The 18,354-nt window shown below is 47.2% G+C and carries 17 protein-coding genes; all 17 read right to left on the bottom strand.

What is annotated here, in order from left to right:
* Window positions 1-1,407: a GT4 family glycosyltransferase PelF gene (gene pelF, locus KB186_RS23175; RefSeq protein ID WP_173610722.1), complete on the bottom strand. Its 1,407-nt coding sequence runs from the start codon at window positions 1,405-1,407 to the stop codon at window positions 1-3.
* A 3-nt stretch (window positions 1,408-1,410) separates the two neighbouring features.
* The gene (locus tag KB186_RS23170; protein ID WP_232774437.1) at window positions 1,411-3,300 is read right to left on the bottom strand and encodes a DUF2194 domain-containing protein; all 1,890 of its coding nucleotides are present in this window, start codon (window positions 3,298-3,300) and stop codon (window positions 1,411-1,413) included.
* 14 nt (window positions 3,301-3,314) lie between these two features.
* Window positions 3,315-4,289 carry a hypothetical protein gene (locus tag KB186_RS23165; protein ID WP_221866756.1) on the bottom strand — a complete coding sequence of 325 codons (975 nt, stop codon included), beginning with the start codon at window positions 4,287-4,289 and terminating at the stop codon, window positions 3,315-3,317.
* Window positions 4,282-6,486: an NAD-dependent epimerase/dehydratase family protein gene (locus KB186_RS23160; protein ID WP_221866755.1), complete on the bottom strand. Its 2,205-nt coding sequence runs from the start codon at window positions 6,484-6,486 to the stop codon at window positions 4,282-4,284. Before KB186_RS23160 ends, KB186_RS23165 begins: the two co-directional genes overlap by 8 nt.
* The gene (locus KB186_RS23155; protein WP_173610726.1) at window positions 6,483-6,902 is read right to left on the bottom strand and encodes a response regulator; all 420 of its coding nucleotides are present in this window, start codon (window positions 6,900-6,902) and stop codon (window positions 6,483-6,485) included. The genes KB186_RS23160 and KB186_RS23155 overlap by 4 nt, the downstream gene beginning before the upstream one ends.
* Window positions 6,903-7,218: 316 nt before the next feature.
* The gene (locus tag KB186_RS23150) at window positions 7,219-7,590 is read right to left on the bottom strand and encodes a response regulator (protein ID WP_173610727.1); all 372 of its coding nucleotides are present in this window, start codon (window positions 7,588-7,590) and stop codon (window positions 7,219-7,221) included.
* 256 nt (window positions 7,591-7,846) lie between these two features.
* Window positions 7,847-8,173 carry a hypothetical protein gene (locus tag KB186_RS23145; RefSeq protein WP_221866754.1) on the bottom strand — a complete coding sequence of 109 codons (327 nt, stop codon included), beginning with the start codon at window positions 8,171-8,173 and terminating at the stop codon, window positions 7,847-7,849.
* Window positions 8,174-8,213: 40 nt separating this feature from the next.
* Window positions 8,214-9,824: a gamma-glutamyltransferase gene (gene ggt / locus KB186_RS23140; RefSeq protein ID WP_232774436.1), complete on the bottom strand. Its 1,611-nt coding sequence runs from the start codon at window positions 9,822-9,824 to the stop codon at window positions 8,214-8,216.
* Window positions 9,825-10,147: 323 nt separating this feature from the next.
* Window positions 10,148-10,678 (bottom strand): chromate transporter, encoded by a 531-nt coding sequence (locus KB186_RS23135; protein WP_173610730.1) that lies wholly within the window; start codon window positions 10,676-10,678, stop codon window positions 10,148-10,150.
* Complete coding sequence (locus tag KB186_RS23130; protein ID WP_048030999.1) at window positions 10,675-11,256, bottom strand: chromate transporter; 582 nt, start codon at window positions 11,254-11,256, stop codon at window positions 10,675-10,677. The genes KB186_RS23135 and KB186_RS23130 overlap by 4 nt, the downstream gene beginning before the upstream one ends.
* A gap of 78 nt (window positions 11,257-11,334) precedes the next feature.
* On the bottom strand, window positions 11,335-11,811 hold the full coding sequence (locus tag KB186_RS23125; protein WP_173610731.1) for an Lrp/AsnC family transcriptional regulator: 477 nt from the start codon (window positions 11,809-11,811) through the stop codon (window positions 11,335-11,337).
* Between the two features lie 212 nt (window positions 11,812-12,023).
* Window positions 12,024-12,494 (bottom strand): nucleoside deaminase, encoded by a 471-nt coding sequence (locus KB186_RS23120; protein WP_173610732.1) that lies wholly within the window; start codon window positions 12,492-12,494, stop codon window positions 12,024-12,026.
* 71 nt (window positions 12,495-12,565) lie between these two features.
* Window positions 12,566-14,452 (bottom strand): ABC transporter permease, encoded by a 1,887-nt coding sequence (locus tag KB186_RS23115; protein WP_173610733.1) that lies wholly within the window; start codon window positions 14,450-14,452, stop codon window positions 12,566-12,568.
* On the bottom strand, window positions 14,427-15,197 hold the full coding sequence (locus tag KB186_RS23110; RefSeq protein WP_007729857.1) for an ABC transporter ATP-binding protein: 771 nt from the start codon (window positions 15,195-15,197) through the stop codon (window positions 14,427-14,429). Before KB186_RS23110 ends, KB186_RS23115 begins: the two co-directional genes overlap by 26 nt.
* Window positions 15,198-15,444: 247 nt before the next feature.
* Window positions 15,445-16,461 carry a sensor histidine kinase gene (locus KB186_RS23105; protein ID WP_232774435.1) on the bottom strand — a complete coding sequence of 339 codons (1,017 nt, stop codon included), beginning with the start codon at window positions 16,459-16,461 and terminating at the stop codon, window positions 15,445-15,447.
* On the bottom strand, window positions 16,458-17,156 hold the full coding sequence (locus tag KB186_RS23100) for a response regulator transcription factor (RefSeq protein ID WP_173610735.1): 699 nt from the start codon (window positions 17,154-17,156) through the stop codon (window positions 16,458-16,460). Before KB186_RS23100 ends, KB186_RS23105 begins: the two co-directional genes overlap by 4 nt.
* Window positions 17,157-17,812: 656 nt before the next feature.
* On the bottom strand, window positions 17,813-18,328 hold the full coding sequence (locus tag KB186_RS23095; RefSeq protein ID WP_173610736.1) for a sigma-70 family RNA polymerase sigma factor: 516 nt from the start codon (window positions 18,326-18,328) through the stop codon (window positions 17,813-17,815).
* Window positions 18,329-18,354 lie beyond the last annotated feature (26 nt).

The following is an 18,354-nucleotide window of genomic DNA, read 5'->3' as shown; positions in this document are numbered from 1 at the left end:
TTACACCTCGTATTTCCGATACATATTGCGATATCCCGCCAAGAAGTTCTCATGTGTGTAAATATCCGATACTCTTTGGAAACCGCATCTGCCCATACGCCGTCTCAATGGCTCGTTTTGACACAACGTAATGATCGCTTGGGCAATTTGGGTAAAATGCATGACGGGTACCGTTATCCCAGCGTTGCCATAGTTGTCACCATTGCCGTACAACAATTCCCGACAGCTTCCCACATCCGTTGTGACGAAGGGCTTTCTGCATGCCATTCCTTCCAAAATAACGAGCGGTTGGCCTTCACTAATGCTGGTCAAAACAAGCATGTCCATTTTTCCGAGATACTCTTTTACATTGACCGCACCCGTAAACGTAACATCCTCCAGCTGCAGGCTGTCGACTAATTGCAGGCATTCTGTGTAGTACTCCTCATCTTCATCCGTCGGGCCCATGATAACAAAGCGTGCGTGTGGTACTTGCTCTTTGACGAGTCCGAAGCTATGCAGCATTGTTTTAATATCCTTGATGGGTACCACGCGGACAACAGCACCAATGGTGATTGTGTCGTTCTTTTTTTCCTCCACGATGTCAGCATAATCACTCACTTTTACACCGTTCGGGATCACGGATACTTTGGAAGGATCACACCCTAGCTCGATCTGAATTTCCTTGTTTCGCTCAAATAACGTGATTACCTCATCCGCGTAGGAGTAGGCACATGCAGAAAGATTATGAAAGTAGTCGATCCAAATATCCTTAAAGTGACCCTTGATCCAGTTTGCCTTGATAATTTCTTCTTCCCGCTCGCGTGTATAGATTCCATGCTCCGTCAGCAAAAACGGCTTTGCATGCAGATACTTCCCAAGACTCCCTGCTACACCGCCATATCCCGTGCACACACTGTGATACAAATCCGCTTGCGGCATGCCGTTTTGAATGACCAGGCATAGCGGCAAGACCATCGAACGAATCATCCAGATCATTTCGGTAAAAGGGATTTGCGGATATTTTTGTTCGCAAAGCCGCTGGATAACCTCGAAAAAGTCCTTGCTTGTAAGCAACTCAGCTACGGATGGCACCTTACTCCCCGACAACACGGAAAAAAGAGCACGCCAGTCACCCTTGCTCCCATCAAGCAACGAAAGCAACGCTTGCCGCTCATCCTCAGTAAGGCCCAGACGCTTGCCCGGTGCAGCCTCTTCTTTCAGATAGGCATCCAGAAATACCTCTTTGATTTCCACCACATTCGAGGGGAGCTGGTAGACGTATTTTCCCTTGTTTTTCCCTTCTGCTCCAATTGCATAAATGATGAACTCATGCTCTGGCATGCTAGTGATTAAGGAATGAATCCAGCTAGAAACACCCCCCGTGATAAAAGGGTAAGATCCTTCGGCAATCAGACAAATTTTCATCGCTTACTCTTCCAGTCCTATATCAAATTTGGCACCCGTTGCATGCACGAGATAGGCACCTTCCTCTATTTTTTCTACCGTACAATTGACCAAGCTCGTCATTTTTTTGTTTGTCCGCAAGATGTAATACATTTCGCCGGAGAAATTGTTCATGTAGCCTGTTATTTTTTTATCCGTATGCGTGATATACACATCCGTCTGCACATAGCTCTCAAGACTTGCTGCAGCTTCGGAAGCAGTCTGACTACGTAACCATGGATACTGCTGGTAAAGTTCTTCCAGCATGAGTTGAAAGTCTTTTACCAATTCCGGCCACGACTTGTTATTGCTTCGCCCCTTGTCCAACACATCGTCTGGATGAACAAAATGAGAAAAAACACCAATGGATGTGATCGCATTCGTTATGTACCAATCATGAATGTCTGTGCGACTGTATCCGGAGGTAATACGTGGCAGCTCTATCATGCCATCATCAGCCACAGAAAACTCCTGGATGTATTCGTGTGTACTATCTGATTCTGCATACAAGGAGGCAATGACCCTCAGATCAGGGAAGGATTCTTTCAGCGCTCGACGCCCTTCCTCTCCCATCACGTTGGAAGGCGGAACGTACACCTGTATGTCATACGACGAGAAAACCTTCTTGATATAATCGTCCAGGTACGCAAGCGACTCAGCCATGCTTGCTTCATCAGGCCAAGCCTTATACTCGTAATGGCTCGCCGTCGCCTGATCGGCTACCAGCGATTGATGGTTGTATCCATGGATGCCCAATTCGCCACCCAATTTCAACAAATCCCTGCCGTACGTGATCAGATTGTTTGAATCCGTTCCTTCCTCATCAGTGAAGGGCGGGGCAACCCGGTTATTGTAGGTTTTGATAATAGCTCCCGTGTAGGTCACATCGTAATCGGCAGCAAGCTTGATCATGTCCGGCCACCACACATCCCGATAGAAGCTGGGAATATCTTTGTGGTACTCGCGGTAAATACTCGGCTCGATCCCCTGACGAAAAGGGGCCGGAAAATCGTCAATATACATGATTTTCATATTGAAAATGGGGTACATGAAATCTTGATTCAGTGAACTGATGCCACCAGCAATCAGTCCTCTGTTCATTGCAGATTGCATATTCGTCCCGTTATAGACCATGACCTTTCCCTGTCCATACTGTGTCTCCCATAACAGTGGCATATTGTCGGCAGAAACAGCGTGAACCTTCGCTTGCCTATCCAGCTCTACGGGAATCGAGGAATTCACAATGGAATCTGCGCCGATTTTTGCATCTTCTCCTTTGATCAAGAGATTGGATGTCATCTGAATGCCGTTTGTCACGATAGGGTAATTGATGGAATTGATCCCCAGTTTTCGGTATATGCGGTACAAGCTGTCATTGTATTCAGGCATACGTGAAAAGAACACATTTCCACCATTGTGCGCATATTGCATCATCGCATCCAGATTGGCTATCATGCCGAGATTTTCTATGGTGACAATGACCGTCATGTATTGGGGATCGGGCTTCGAGAACTGCTTAACGTCAGCGAGATCGTACTCCTTTTTCATATACCGCAGCACTTGCTCCACATTCCTCGCGATTGCCATGCTGCTCTCATCCTTGGAATCATGCAGAATGAGGAATTTCTCCCTTGCTAGCTTGGCGATTTCCTCCTGACCGATCGCGTTTTGCTTCGGCTCGTCATTCTGTATTTGCGAGCCTCTTGACTTATTATTGCTCACCTGAAGGATGAACTGAGATCGGGTAGCTTCTATGGTGATCCCCAGAATCGCCACAAAGATCAGAATGATGTAGATGTTTTTTTTCACGGGAATATCGCTGGACCTCGACCTGCTCCATTCTCTGTCGTTTTCCCTGTCTCTTTTCCTTCTCATGTTCCTTGTCATTCTCATTTTGTATCGCTCATCTCTGTCAAATTCGGACCTGTTTCCTGTGCAGCAGCGACTTCCCCCCATGTGCTGTCTTGCTCAACATCCTCCAAAGTGCTCCAGTAGCGGATCATCATCAGCGTGGCGTGGGATATTTTAACCGACGAACTTTTTAACCGATTCATTTCAGCCACAAACCCCGCGTAGTCTCTGATCGTAAAGAAGCGCTTTAGCGACATGACATATGGCTGCTCGCTTTCCGGATGATACTCATGAAACAATTGACAGTATTGTGCGGCTGATTCATAGGACTGGTTCATCAGCTCGCAATTGATCTTGTCCACAAAATAGCTTTCTTCTTCCTGATAAATGTCCAATAATGATTCGAGAACAAATGAATACGTGTAGCTGTATTTCACATAAGTGCGTTGATCAATGAGTGAACTGTCCAGATACTTCTTCAATACATCTGCGTAGGCGCGTAAAACTCCAAGATCCTGCTTGTTCTCCTCGTATTTCACTGATAAATCCTGCAGTTGGAGCTGAAGGTTGCGCTGCATTTCCGTTAGAGCGGCTGCCGCGTAGTGAACCGTTTCCGAATCCTCGTTTTGCAAGGCTGTCTCCAATGTACCGATCTGCCAAATGGTCTGCTCTTTCAAGACATCGATCAGCATCTTTCGGCGTGTGCCAGTGTCGTTCAAAAACAAAATGTCCTCAACCGGTACGATGTTCATTTCCTTTTCCATGTCCGCTCTTCGGAAAATATTCGATCCCTCAGCTAGTTTCAGCAAATCGCTCTCTAGCATCAGTTCATTCACATTCTTTTTCGATGTTCGTTTGAATGTATCCGTAATCCCCAATAACAGGAGGCCAAAAACGGGAAGAAAGCCAACAACAAGCATTCGCATAATAAGCACCTGCCTGTTCTTGCCCCGGCTTTGTATCCAACTGTAACCAACAGACACCAAGACATGGAGGAGGACTAGATTAAGCATAGGCGCCATCCTTCAGCCAGAAGCGATCCTGGTCTTTTTCCTGCACAATTCTCGATGCAATACCGAGTCTACCAAGCCTATCAATCACGATACGGGCTTCTTGCTCGTTGGAATTGGAGAGAATGATATAGACATCTCCGGCTTCGTCCATTCCCATATAATCTGCTTCGCGAAGAGAACTGGCGACATAGGTAGAAAGGGTATGATGATCCATTTGCGCAGAATCCACTGCCAGGAGGGTAAAGTCAGTGTTCAACTGTTGTTTGGCATCCCTTTTGTTCTTCACCATTGCTGAAAAATAAGCAGGAATCAGGATAGAGGTATCTTCCAGGTAGCGGTCCTTTTGTGTGGAGTTTAAGTATCGGAGAGAACGGGACAAAGCGGATGAGATCAATTGAACGGCGACTTGGAAGAGGTTTTGGGTGTACATTGTAAAATTTTCAAATCCGAGCTGTTGCAATGTGACCACGGCAACCATTTTTCCCTTGTCAAAAATAGGGGCTGCCATAAGAGGCATGTCGTGACGCAGCTCTTTATTCACGATGATCTTCTTCATTGTCATTAATTCAGTAAGATAAGCATGCTCACTCATTTTCAGCGAGCGTGGCAGATCAAAACCCGCTTTATTCGATTTGGCCATCAATCGCAAGAAGGAACCATTTTGATTCATCGTATAAATTGCGATCTCATCGGACTTCATGATTCTTTCCAGTACCTTGACCGATTTCTGCAATACGCGCTCCGGCTCGAGGCTGTCCAACTCTTTGGTGATGCTGTAGATTTTCCCGAAGCTGTCTTCCGAATTGACGATCTGCTGCTGCAATTCTTGCTTTACCATCAGGACATCGTTATAAATGTCTTTTAAAAAATCATATTTGTCTTCCAGGGCTTGCTTTTGCAGCTCCTTGGACAGTACGTCCCTGTTGCGTTTATCGATCGAATAGCCCACAGCAATCCCGATAATAAAATAGACAGCGATATGAAACAGAACATTTGCGTCATACAAAAGCGATACGACATCGCGTCCGTTATGCAGGCTTTCCCCGATAAAAAGTCCACAAGCCAGGATAACAGACAAGAGGGATTGCTTCGTTCCGTAAATGGCGCCAATCAACACGATGTAAATCAGCTTGAGATCAAAGACACCGCTATTAACCGTTCCAACTGTGGCGAAAATCACCAGAAGAAACGCAAGAATGTTCTCTATGTACGGCCTTGCATCCCATGAACGTAGCCAAAGGATCGTTTTCTTCCCTTCGCTCTCTTGCTCTTGTTCTTTCTCTGCGATGCTCTCTTGATACCACTGCGCCGTTTTTTCTAGCCCCTCCGCCAATGAATACATCGGGATCCAATCTAGTCTTCTCTTTGCCCGCGTATTGTCCAAAACCGACTTTTCTACGTCTCCTGGGCGTTTTTCCCTTCGCACTATTCCCTGGAGCTGCTGGTTCTCCCCAAGAATGTCAATCAGCTCATTAATGCTGCTTTCCTGATTGGTAGACAAATTCATCACACTGGTATCATCCGTGGTAACGGAACGAAAAATGGCGTCAGCTACATCCTCTACATAAATAAAATCTCTCGTTTGGCTGCCATCCCCGTGCAAAACAATTTCTTTTCCATGGTTGATCTGAGTTAAAAAAGTGGAGATGACGCCGCCTTCCCCTACTGCACTCTGTCTGGGGCCATACACATTCGCCAGGCGAAAGGCTACCGTTCGCAAGCCGTACATTTCCGTCCATTTACGGCAATACATTTCACCGATGTGCTTGTTTATTCCATAAACAGACACCGGATCACACGCTGAATCTTCGTGTAACGGTGTATTTTCACTCATGCCGTAAACGGCGGCTGATGACGCAAAAATAAATTTGGACACGCCATATTTGCTCGATAGCTTCAGCATATTCACGAGTCCAAGAATGTTCGTATTCGTATCCAGCAAAGGGTCTTCCATGGATGCAGCAACACTGACTTGGGCCGCTAAATGTATGACGACATCGAACCTGTTGCTTTTAAATACTTCATCACATTTTTTATCCGCTACATCCAGCTCGTATGCCTTATGCGGAAATGTGACGTTCCTCTGATTGCCTGAGCTGAGATTGTCGAGGATGAAAACTTTATACCCTTCCTTATAAAATCTCTCCGCGACAAAAGAACCAATGAACCCATAACCACCTGTGACCAAAACTTTCATACTAACACCTCAGCTATTTGTTTCACCTGTCTATCCCCACGACGAACATCTACCCCTGTTCCCAGCAATTTTTGCACAGCCCATTCGATTCGCTCCAGCTGCAGTGGCTTCGCTATGAAATCCCGCGCACCTGCTTGAAGCGCCTTTATGACGGTATCGTGCCTAGACACTGCTGAGCAAATAATGATCTTGGCATCCTTGTCCAACTCCATGATTTTACGTGAAGCAGTCAAACCGTTCATGCCGGGCATGGTAATATCCATCGTAACGAGTGATGGTTTGTACAAGCAGTAATTTCTCACAGCCTCCTCTCCCGAAGCAGCTTCCGCAACGACGTGGAGTCCTAACGTCTCAAATATGTTGCGCAACACATGTCTCGTAAACGCCGTATCATCAACAATCAGAATGCTATTCATCCAAAAACGCTGTCTCCCATCCTATCCATCTATCTCTTTCGGACTATTTTATTATAGTAATATATTCCCATTACCAATACCAACCAAAACTATTGCCTCTTACTCTTCGTTTTCATAGGCACAAAGCCCCTCTATCCGCAGATTTCCCCATTCTACTAGGATCATCTCAACAATTTCTGAACAAGAGAAAAAGAAGAGCAGGGACAGTTACCTATACGGCAGCTTATCTCTGTTCTTCACTGCTTGGCCTCATTGATCAAAAGCTGTCCCTGAACCTACTGCAAACTCGGGAACTGCTCCATATCCCCCATCGCATTCACCTGGAATCTGTTTTCAGCAAATGTTGCACAGCCCATTCAATTCTCTCGAACTGCAAGGGTTTTGCGATAAAATCACGCGCACCTGCCTGGATCGCTTTGATGACAGTATCGCGTCGTGTAACTGCGGAGCATATAATGATCTTCGCATTCTTATCCAGCTCCATGATTTTTCGGGAGGCAACCAAACCGTTCATGCCCGGCATCGTAATATCCATCATGACGAGTGACGGTCGATACAAACAATAATTTCTAACAGCCTCCTCCCCTGAATCAGCTTCTGCAACTACCTCAACACCTAATTTCTCAAACATGTTACGCAGCACAAGTCTCGTAAACGCTGTATCATCAACAATTAAAATGCTATTCATTCAAAATGTTTTCTCCCATCTTTTATACCACGACTTTCGAACTATCATAAAGGGGTTTACTATACGCAGAAACGACGTAATCTGATCATTTTCTACATTCTACCGGGAACATCTAAACAACTTCTGAACAGGTGAATATCGTCAAAAGTAGAAAACAGGCACAAATAAAAAGACCGAAGCATCTGCTTCGGCCCAACTCACTCTACTATTTGGTTCTCTTTTCCCTACCAAGCCGTAATACAACTGTCCTTACGTTCTAAGGATTGTTCTTTTGTTCCCTTTTACCAAGAAAATCTTTAGCAAGTGCGAGGTACCACGCAACTATTTCCATAAAAGCAAGGATCACAAACCATGCCCATATTTCCCCTTGGCTAAGGCCGTACAACAGGTTATCAATTTCTGTACCAGAACCGCGCGTCAAAGACTGCAAAAAGAATACAATTGGACCGCAAATAGAAAAAAATAGAGTGATCATCGAAAAAAGGGTACGCCGTTTTCGAATTAGATACACAATACTACTAATTATCGTTATGAGAATAAATATATAATAAACATACCACACCCATGGAGGTAAAGTTTCCATGGTAGCCCTCCTTTCCTTAGTCCAGCCCCAGAATTTTTCCTTACCAAGCCGCAATACTGCTATCTGCCCGCATATCCGTACCACCGCTTAGCACACCATTTTCATCACGCCAAATGATTTGACCACGTCCGAAGTAATTGCCGAGCTGCGCCCACTTGATCGTATGGCCCCTGCGCTCCAAGGCTTGTGCCAAATGCTCCGGGAAATGACGCTCCAGCTCCACTGTTTTGCCTTCCACCCACTGCCAGCGCGGCGCATCGAGTGAAGCTTGCGGATTCAGCTGGAAGTCGATCGTGTTCATGACCACTTGCACATGTCCTTGTGGCTGCATGAAGCCACCCATTACACCGAATGGCCCCACTGCTTTTCCATCCTTCGTCAAGAAGCCCGGGATTATGGTGTGGAACGTTTTTTTGCCGGGCTCCAAGCAATTGTCATGAGCAGGGTCCAGCGAGAAGGTATGACCGCGGTTTTGCATGGCGATCCCTGTCCCCGGCACAACTACCCCAGAACCAAAGCCCATGTAGTTGCTTTGGATAAAGGAAACCATGTTGCCCTCACCGTCAGCAGTCGCTAAATAGACCGTACCGCTCGTTTTCGGCTGACCCGGCTCTGGCGTCAAGGCTTCATGACCAATCAGTGCACGGCGAGTGGCAGCGTATTCCTCTGACAACAGCGCTTCCTTGGAAACTTTCATTTTGCTCTCTTCCGTGATGTATTTCAATCCATCCACAAATGCCAGCTTCATCGCTTCGATTTGCTTGTGATACGTTTCTGTTGTGTCTTTTGTGTCAAAATCAAACCCCTTCAGAATGTTCAGGGCCATCAGGCCGATCATCCCTTGCCCATTCGGCGGTATCTCCCACACATCGTAGCCACGGTAGTTGACTCCGATCGGCTTCACCCATTCCGGCTCATAGGCAGCTAGGTCTTCTTTGCGCAAATAGCCGCCGCACTCACGGGAGAACGCGTCGATCTTGTCTGCCAGCTCTCCGCGATAGAAGCTCTCTGCATTTGTTTCCGCGATTTGACGCAGCGTCTTCGCATGACCCAGCGACTTCCAGATGGCGCCCGCTTTTGGCACTTTGCCATCTGGCGTAAAGGTGGAGAACCAATGCGCGAACTCTTCCCCTTTGCATTGCTGGGAAAACTTTTTGTGTGCGGCATTCCAATTATTCGCCAATGTGGGCGATACAGGATAGCCATTCTCCGCATAATCAATCGCTGGCTGCAAAACCTCTGTCAGCGGAAGGCGTCCGAAACGCTTGGACAAAGCTGCCCACGCAGCAGGTGCGCCCGGTACCGTGACAGGTGTCCAGCCGTAGGTCGGCATTTCTTCCAGACCTTTTGCTTTTAGTATCTCGATGGAGATTCCTTGTGGAGCAGGCCCGCTTGCATTCAGTCCATGCAGCTCGTCTTTGATCCACACGAGGGCAAATGCGTCTCCCCCGATGCCGTTCGAGGTCGGTTCTACTACAGTCAGGCACGCAGCCGTTGCAATCGCCGCATCCACCGCATTTCCGCCCTTTTTCAATATATCGAGGCCAGCTTGTGCCGCCAGTGGCTGCGAGGTCGCCACCATGCCGTTCTTGGCAAAAGTCGTCACACGCTTCGATGCGTATGGGTATTCCATTGCGTCGTAATTAACCATGGTTTTTGCCTCCTAAATCGTTCGTTTAGCCGATAAGAAAGACCAATTGATAAGCACGGAACGTCCTTTTGGTTTGAGTCAACATAGTGGAGGAGAAGAAAAAGCACAGTTCTCTTCGACTCTGACACGCCAGCAAGGGGGATTCACTGTCCGTCTCCACTTCCAAAAGGGGACCGTCGAGCCAAAGCCACCCTACGGGCGGAGGTTTCTCAGGGAAGACGTGTTCGACAAGCGGGTCCCCTTTTAGAAGTTCCGACTGGGTAGGCGTTGTCAAGGTCTACGAGCCCTGTGCTTTTTCTTCTTACCAGCTTACGTAAACTTTCCTAGCCGATGAAAACAAACCCGTAAGCCATCGCTCCCACGATGACAAAAGCGGGATGGACCTTCCATGTTTCGAGCAGAAGGTAAGAGGCCACTGTCAAAATCCCTGTTTGCATCCAGCCGATTCCCTCTACTGCGCCCATCAGGAATTGATACGTCATCGTTCCGAGCAAGACAGTAACGACTGGCCGTACCGATTGGGTCATCGCTTTTACTTGTGGAGCACTGCGGAATAAATTAATAAAACCCATCAATAAGACCATAGCGATCGCTGTCGGAGCGACCGTTGCAAATAATGCGACTACTGCGCCCGGTACACCCGCTACCTGATAGCCAATGTATCCAGCGAGCTTGGTCGCGATTGGGCTGGGCAGCGCATTTGCTACCGCAAGCACTTCTCCGAATTCCTGTACACTCATCCACTGGTAATGGTCAACCACTTCATTTTGGATCAAAGGGATGCTCGGTGGTCCTCCCCCGTACCCCAAAATGTTGGAGATGAAAAAGGCCCAAAATAATTGCAGGTAGATCATGCTACTCCCTCCTTGCCGTCCTTGTCCTTGCGCTTGCGGACAGACCAAGTAGAGTAGGCAAATGAAACGGCAAGCGCAATCCCTACTACAATGCCCGGATGCCAATCAAGGAAGAGCAACGCAACGAGTGAAAGGGCGAGGGAAAGACTCACACCTGCTTTGCTGGATGCTCCCTTCCACCCCTTTGAAAGGAATTCCCAAGTAAGGACGCCTGTCATGACTGCGATTACCGGACCGATTGCCTGGATCATGCCGTATACACCCGGCGCATCCTTCCATTGATATATGACTTGCAGCAAACCGATCATCACAAGCACGATTGGCATCACGACTGCGATGTTTGCCACCAATGCACCCTTCCAGCCTTTTACCCGATAGCCGATAAATGCGGCCAGCTTGGTCGCAATGGGCCCTGGAAGAGCGTTGCCGAGCGCCAGATTGTCGGAAAAGTCCTCATCTGTCACCCATTTGTACTTTTTCACACATTCGGTATAAAAGAGGGGAACCATCGTAGGTCCTCCTCCAAATCCAAAGATTCCGATGCGGAAAAAGGCGAGAAATAATTGCCAGTAAATCATAGCTGTACCTCCGTCCTTGCCTAGCTAGCAAAAAAGTTCACCCGATTGCACCAATTGACAGGATACCAGTTGGCCTTGCTAACGGATAAAGTTGTACTTGGACTTCAGTATTTTCAATTCGTTAATCACATTCGTTTTGGAGATGCCCGGAATCTTGTGAAGCTTTTTGAGCAAAAATTGGGATAATTCTTCATTGCTTGTTACGAGAATCTGTGTGAAAAGCTGATATTCACCAGAAGTAAGTACGATGAGCCTGATCTCTACGGTTTCCGTTAACGCAGCAACCACATCGTCCAGCTTTTCCGCATCCACAGCCACTTGAATCATCGCCTGTACGTGAAACCCTGCTTTGACTGGATTAACAATACCGACCAGACTCAGGGCACCTTCGTCCTGTAATTGCTGAACGCGCATGCGGATCGTCTTTTCTGTAACCCCGAGGTCCTTCGCAATCTGAGTAAACGGTAAGCGCGCATTTCCTTGTAAGGCTCGAATGATCCCGTAGTCGATGTCATCTAATTCAGGATAAAGTGATCTTCGGAAAGTTTCCTCCATACAAACACACCTTTATTCGTCTTTTTCAAACAATATTCAACCTTATCACAGCTCAATATTAGAAAATTCGGTCGAATTCCATGATGATTGTTGTTACTATAATACGATTTTCGACACAATGCAATACTTTTACAAAAAATCCCATATTAAAACCTATTCTTACTATAAATAAAGCAAAGAAAAAGAGCCTACTCCGCAGGAGAGGCTCTCGATTAATATTCGATACGGTCCAGAGATTGAGACCATGCTTCAAATGGGCTCCGTCTATTCGCAAGATTGATTCTCTGAAAAGGAATACTCCGTTCTTCAAGAGGAAGAACAATCTGCTCATAAATAAACTGATCATCAAAACCGACATGCGCCGCATCTTCTTTCGTGCAAGCATAATAGACATTGCGCGGTCTGGCCCAATAGATGGCTCCCAGACACATCGGACACGGCTCACAGCTTGTATACAGGTCGCAATCGTTTAATTGAAAGGTTTCGAGATAACGACATGCTTCTCGAATCGCTTGGATTTCGGCATGTGCCGTAGGGTCATTGCTCGCCGTCACTTCATTGCGTCCTCGCCCAATTACTTGCCCGTCCTTCACGACAATGGCTCCAAATGGTCCGCCTGTTTTATCACGGACATTTTCAAACGCAATCTGTACGGCTTGCCTCATCCACGTCTCTCGTTCCATCCACTTGCCCCCTCGCATCCTTCTCCTTTTATCCTATGTCCCTGCTCGTCTGGACATGCTGGAAAAAGTCACTAGCGGTTCATTGATTGCTTTAAATGGAACAAGTAACGGTTTCGAATGATCCAGAAATACACACCTTGAACAACGACGAAGCTGCATAGGACAATCGCGGTCGGTTTGACCACAGACGCGACAAGGATGAGCTTCAACAAGCTTTGCAGGGACACGAACGCCACCATACTGTGAATAATGGCCACCACAATCGGCACGAAGAACAGCAGGGCAACCTGAGTCGTGACGATCCGCGTCAGCTCCGCATCCGTGAGTCCAATCTTGGAAAGCGCTCCATAATGCCGTTTGTCGTATTCCAAATCCGTGTACAGACGGAAGTAGAGAAAGCTTGCTGCGGCTACGAAGAACAACACACCCACAAACAACCCGATAAAGAGTCCCATGTTCGCCATTTGTTTCATGGTATGGTAGTAGGGTGCACGAGCTGAAAACGAATAATTATCTTCGTCATGACGAATATCTTCCTGAAGCTTGAGACTAAGATCCTGCGTTTCCTTCCATCTTGGCACCTCGTACACAAAGCGCTCTTCTTCCTTCATTTTCGGAAGCTGGTCATACACCTGATTCGGTACGACAACCAATCGCTTAAATTCAATCCCTCTGATCAATGGAGTCATATTCGTATCTGTTTTGACTGCGAGCTGTGCCTTCCCCACTTGCAGTGTTTTGCTCGCTACCGAATCACCAATCCAATTGAGCAGTACGAAGGCCTCTTTATTCGTCATTTCGAGTACAGTCGAATTGGAAGCTACGGCCAGCCGGTTATAGTCAGACAGCTTGACTACTCCGACCCTTTCCTCCTGAACCAGTTCTGGCAAAACTCGCATAGCCACTTGATATTTTTCGAAGGAAAAGCCATTTTGCTGCAAGCTCGTTTCAATTAAAGACAGATGCTTCGCTCTCTCCGCATCGCTTTCTTTGGACTGGTATTCAAACGCAAACGGGTGTGTTTTCATCACCGTGATCTGAATCGACCCAGCCAAAGCTGCCAGCGTGCCAATCGCACAAAAAGCAACAGTAGAGACGATGCTGACTAAAAAGAACATCCGTGCATTATCCTTCATCCGATAGGCCAGATCAGAGAGCGTCAAGAGATTCGTACGTTTCCAATAAAAAGTTCGACGCTTCTTCAGAAAATCGATGAAGATGACGCTCAGCTGAGTAAACAACAAGTACGTTCCTACAGTCGTCAGCGCAATGACCGGAAGCATCAATACGAGCACATTCACGCCGTCAGCAGTGAGGGCTAAGGCATAGCTCATGCCCAACAAAGCTACCGCGACCAGAGACAGCACTAACGATGCCCTCGGCTCACGCTTAGGTCGACCGCTTCCTTGCAACAGATCCAACAGACTGCGGCTTCGCAGCAAGAGGACCGTAAATAGCGAAATGGCTGCATACAAGATGAGAAACGCCACCACTGTCAAACCGATCGCTTTCCACGGGAAGTAAAACCCGAGTGCTTTTACAGCAAGCAAAAATCCGGCGAATTGGAAAAACAGCTTGGCGAGAACTAGTCCGAGGCCAATCCCAATGGCAATCGAGACGATGCCAATCAGCATGTTTTCCATAAAAATCAGCGTGTTCCGCTGTAGCGGTGTCATACCCTGGATAAAAAGGATGCCGAACTCCTTCTCCCTCTTTTTCAGAAAAGCACCGACACAATAAAAGAGAAAAAAGAAAGAGAACAGAAAAATGACGTACTCAGCCGCCATCATCCCAGTAGCTACGGATTCATGAATCTCCTGCCCGATAATTTCCGGATGAAAAATGAACATCGCATAGACGAAAAAAATGAGGACAGAAAAAACGCTACTCATGAAGAATGCAGCGTACATACGCTTATTTCGTACAACATTATTACACGCGAATTGTCGAAAGGTCATAGGTGTTCCCTCCCAAAAACGACAATGAGTCAATAATTTTCTGGAAGAATACCTGTCGACTCTCACCACGATACATCTCGTTATGGAGCTGGCCGTCTTTAATAAAAATTACCCGATGGCAATAGCTGGCAGCCAAAGCATCATGCGTCACCATCATCATGGTGGTATTATCTCTCTTATTGATCGCTTCCAGTGTCTCCATCACATTGCGCGAAGACTTGGAATCAAGATTTCCTGTCGGCTCGTCAGCGAGCAAAAGCGACGGGGAATGAATGATCGCCCTGGCAATTGCCGTTCGTTGGCGTTGCCCCCCTGATACCTCGAAGGTCCGCTTTTCCAATATGTCCTGAATCCCTAGCTTCTCCGCAACACTTTGCAGCTTTTCTTCCATGACCGAGACTTTCTCATTGTCCAGCGTCAGCGGCAACACGATATTTTCCCCAATCGTCAACGTGTCCAAGAGATTAAAATCTTGAAATACAAAGCCGAGCTCACGGCGACGAAACAGAGCGAGTTTATCTTTTTTTAAATGATGCGGATTCGTACCGTTCAATAGAACCGCACCAGAGGTTGGTGTATCAATAGTGGAGATCATGTTTAATAGCGTAGTCTTGCCACTGCCTGAGGGGCCCATAATACCGACGAATTCACCCTTGCGAATCGAAAAATCGATATCGGTCAACGCGCGGTAGGTTACCTTGCCCCCGTATATTTTACTCAAGCTATTTACAGCAAGCATTTCCATGCGCTATTCCCCTTTCTTGCACTTCCAAATTCAAGTGCATTCAAAAAGTCGTCTTTTCAGCACCGAGAAAGAGGCGAGAACCTGCAAAAGGAGGAGCGGAGTGTAGGAACCTACATGAGCACCGGACTTTAAAGGTGAACGCCTCTTTCGATGTCGAATCAGCTTTCTTAATTACTTCGTGATCAAAAGACGACTTTTTGAACTATCTCTTCAACTATACGAAAGTGCGCATAGTGCAACTATCGAATTAACTTTCAGCTACCTTACTTTCTTGTAAGGTTGGGACGACAGCAGACAAGACAATACGCACGGTTGTCCCCTCGCCCACTTCTGATTCCATTTCCACCCCATGATGGAGCCGCCCGCAAATTTCTTTCACCAAATATAGCCCCATCCCGGTGGACTCAGGGTATTTGCGCCCGTTTTCGCCCGTAAAATATGGCTTGAACACGCGGCGAATATCTTCGGCAGGAATCCCGATTCCATAATCCTGCACTTCCAGTATGGCATGTGCTCCGCGTTCATACGCACGAATAGTGACCTTGTTGCTTTTCCCTGCTGAATAACGAACGGCATTCGTCAACAATTGGTTGAGGACAAAAGCGAGCCACTTGTCGTCCGATTCCACTCGCCAGTTTTCATCCACTTTTACCTCTGGATACACTTGGTTGCGAATAAACAGCCGCTTATTTTCAGCCAACACATTCTGCACCAAGGAACGCAGCGTTACGGGCTCGATCAGGAAGTCCTGTTCAAATCGGTCCAGGCGAGCTATGTACAGTACCGTTTCCAGTCCACGCTTGATTCGGTCCACTTCTTCACGGACGCTCTCAGCTGTTGGATCGTCTTCATTTTGCAGCAACAGATGAATGACCGAAATCGGCGTCTTCATCTGATGAACCCACTGCTGGATAAAGGTCGTATGATCCCGTTGCTTGTTTTCATAGGCATGGAGCTGTTCTTTGTAGAGTCGGTACTGCTCCTGACTGATGTCATCCATCGCGCGACACAACGGTGAATTCCCGTATGTCTGGGTCAGCTCTTCTAATGACTCTACCGGCTTGCTCAGTCGCTGATAGATTGTGCGGTGAGACAAGTAACGAATGGCGAGAAAAGCCCCCGCGAAAAAAACAGATAAAAACATGACATAGATCATCAATGATTCATTCCAGTACCCATCCATCGCAAAAATCATAATCAATAAGATCAATTGGACGAGAAAAAACGCTGCGAATGGCCATTGATCTCGAAGGAACAGCTTCATTGCCCCTCCTCCCAAGTCGCACGCAAGCGATAACCGGAACCGCGAACAGTCTCGACAGCTCCCTCTAGGCCTAAGTCCTTCAGCTTGCCGCGCACGCGTGTGATGTAGACATTTAGCGTGTTTTCATCGACAAACTGTTCATCCCACAGCTTTTCTAGCAAACGCTCACGACTGACGACACGCGGATGTTGATTCATCAAGGCTTCGAGCAGTAACGCTTCCTTTTTGCTCAGCTCGATTTTGGTATCGTTCATGGACAGCTCCATTCGCTCCAAAAATAGCTTGAGCCCCGCCACTTCAACCGTACGCTCCCCTTCTTGCGGAGCATATTGTCCGTAAGCCCGACGCAGTTGACTGCGGATTTTGGCCAAAACCACGTCGTAGTCGAACGGCTTTGTGATATAGTCATCGGCCCCATTCTCCAAGGCCATCACTTGGTCCATTTTACTTTCTCGTGCAGAGATGAACAGGATCGGGCAGTTGGACTCCTGGCGCATTTGCCGGCACCAATAAAATCCGTCAAATTTCGGTAGATTCACATCCAACAGAACCAGATCAGGGCGCGATTGGGTAAATACCTCCATGACTCTATCGAAATGTTCAACATTGACTGTCTGGAATCCGTATTTTTCCAGTTGCTCTTGCAGCAGCTGGTTGATTTTCGGGTCGTCTTCTACAATCATAATTGTGGACATCACTCATACTCCTCTCGTCTTGAGTCTCCTCCATTTTATTCTTTACTATACCATTAGAAAACGAGACTACGCCAAGTCTTTAGCGTTTCTCGTGTTTAGAAGTCGAATGAAAAAAAGACTTGTACGTTGCTGTAGTGGAGGGGAGGAAACAGGAAAAAACGCTCAGCTTCTAGGGCCACCCCCCAGGGGATTGACTGCACGACTCCATGCAAAAAGCGAAACCGCGTCCAAAGTGGTCCTTTCAGGATGTGTTTCAGAGGTGGACGCTTAAGGGCGTGTTTCGCTTTTTGCATTGCGTCTCGGTCGGTGTCCCTAAGATCTTCGCTTATTTCTCCTGTTTCCTCTACGAGCTTTCCGTGTTAATCGGTTTTTAAATACCTTAAAAGAATGTAAGAATGCCGTCAGTAACGACAGAGAAGAATATTTCCAGGCGTAGCAACTTGTGGAGTCCTACCGAACGGAGAAGGGATTCGCGGGCAAAAGAAACGCAACCGTGCCCTCGCGACGAAGCGGCTACCACTTTTGCGTTTCCCCGCGAATCCCTTCGGAGCGAACAGTCTCATCCCCCAGAGGGACAAAGCCTGGGGCCTAGCCTGGAAATATTCTTCTCTCCACTACAGCCACATAGCAAAAAAGGAAGGACTGTTGTCCCCCCTTTATGCTTGAGCATCCATCAATTGCTGGAGCTTCTTGATCCCGCGGAAGTGCAGGATTTTCACCGAAGCCTCTGTCTTGCCCAAGATTTCCGCGATCTCATTCATTCGCAAATCTCCGAGATAGCGCAGAGCGATCACATTGCGCTGATCCTTTGTCAGCGTGTGCACCTTATCCCATAAACCCTCGGTTGTCTCCTGATTCAAAAGGCACTCCTCCGGCAGCTTATCTGTTGCGACCATATTGCTAAATGTGTCCTGATCCACCGGACTCTCCCGCTTCTTGCGCATGTAGTCAATCAACGCATTATGCGCAATTCGGAAAATCCAGGCACCAAAAGGATGGCGGCCATCGTACTGTTCAAGCTTGGAGTACACCTTAATAAACACAGTCGTTGTCAGGTCTTCCACATCCCAGATGTTTTTTACCCGGTAGCGGAAATAGCGATATATTTTAGCAGAGTAATCTTCGTAAATTTGTTGGTGACTTAATTTTGGATACATGATTGCTGTCGTCATAATCGATCTCCCGTTTCGTGATCCGT

This window comes from Brevibacillus sp. AF8, assembly GCF_021270385.1.
In the GTDB taxonomy this organism is placed as follows: Bacteria; Bacillota; Bacilli; order Brevibacillales; family Brevibacillaceae; genus Brevibacillus.
The sequence above is the reverse complement of the archived record's forward strand: the minus strand, read 5'-3'. Positions and strand labels throughout refer to the sequence as shown.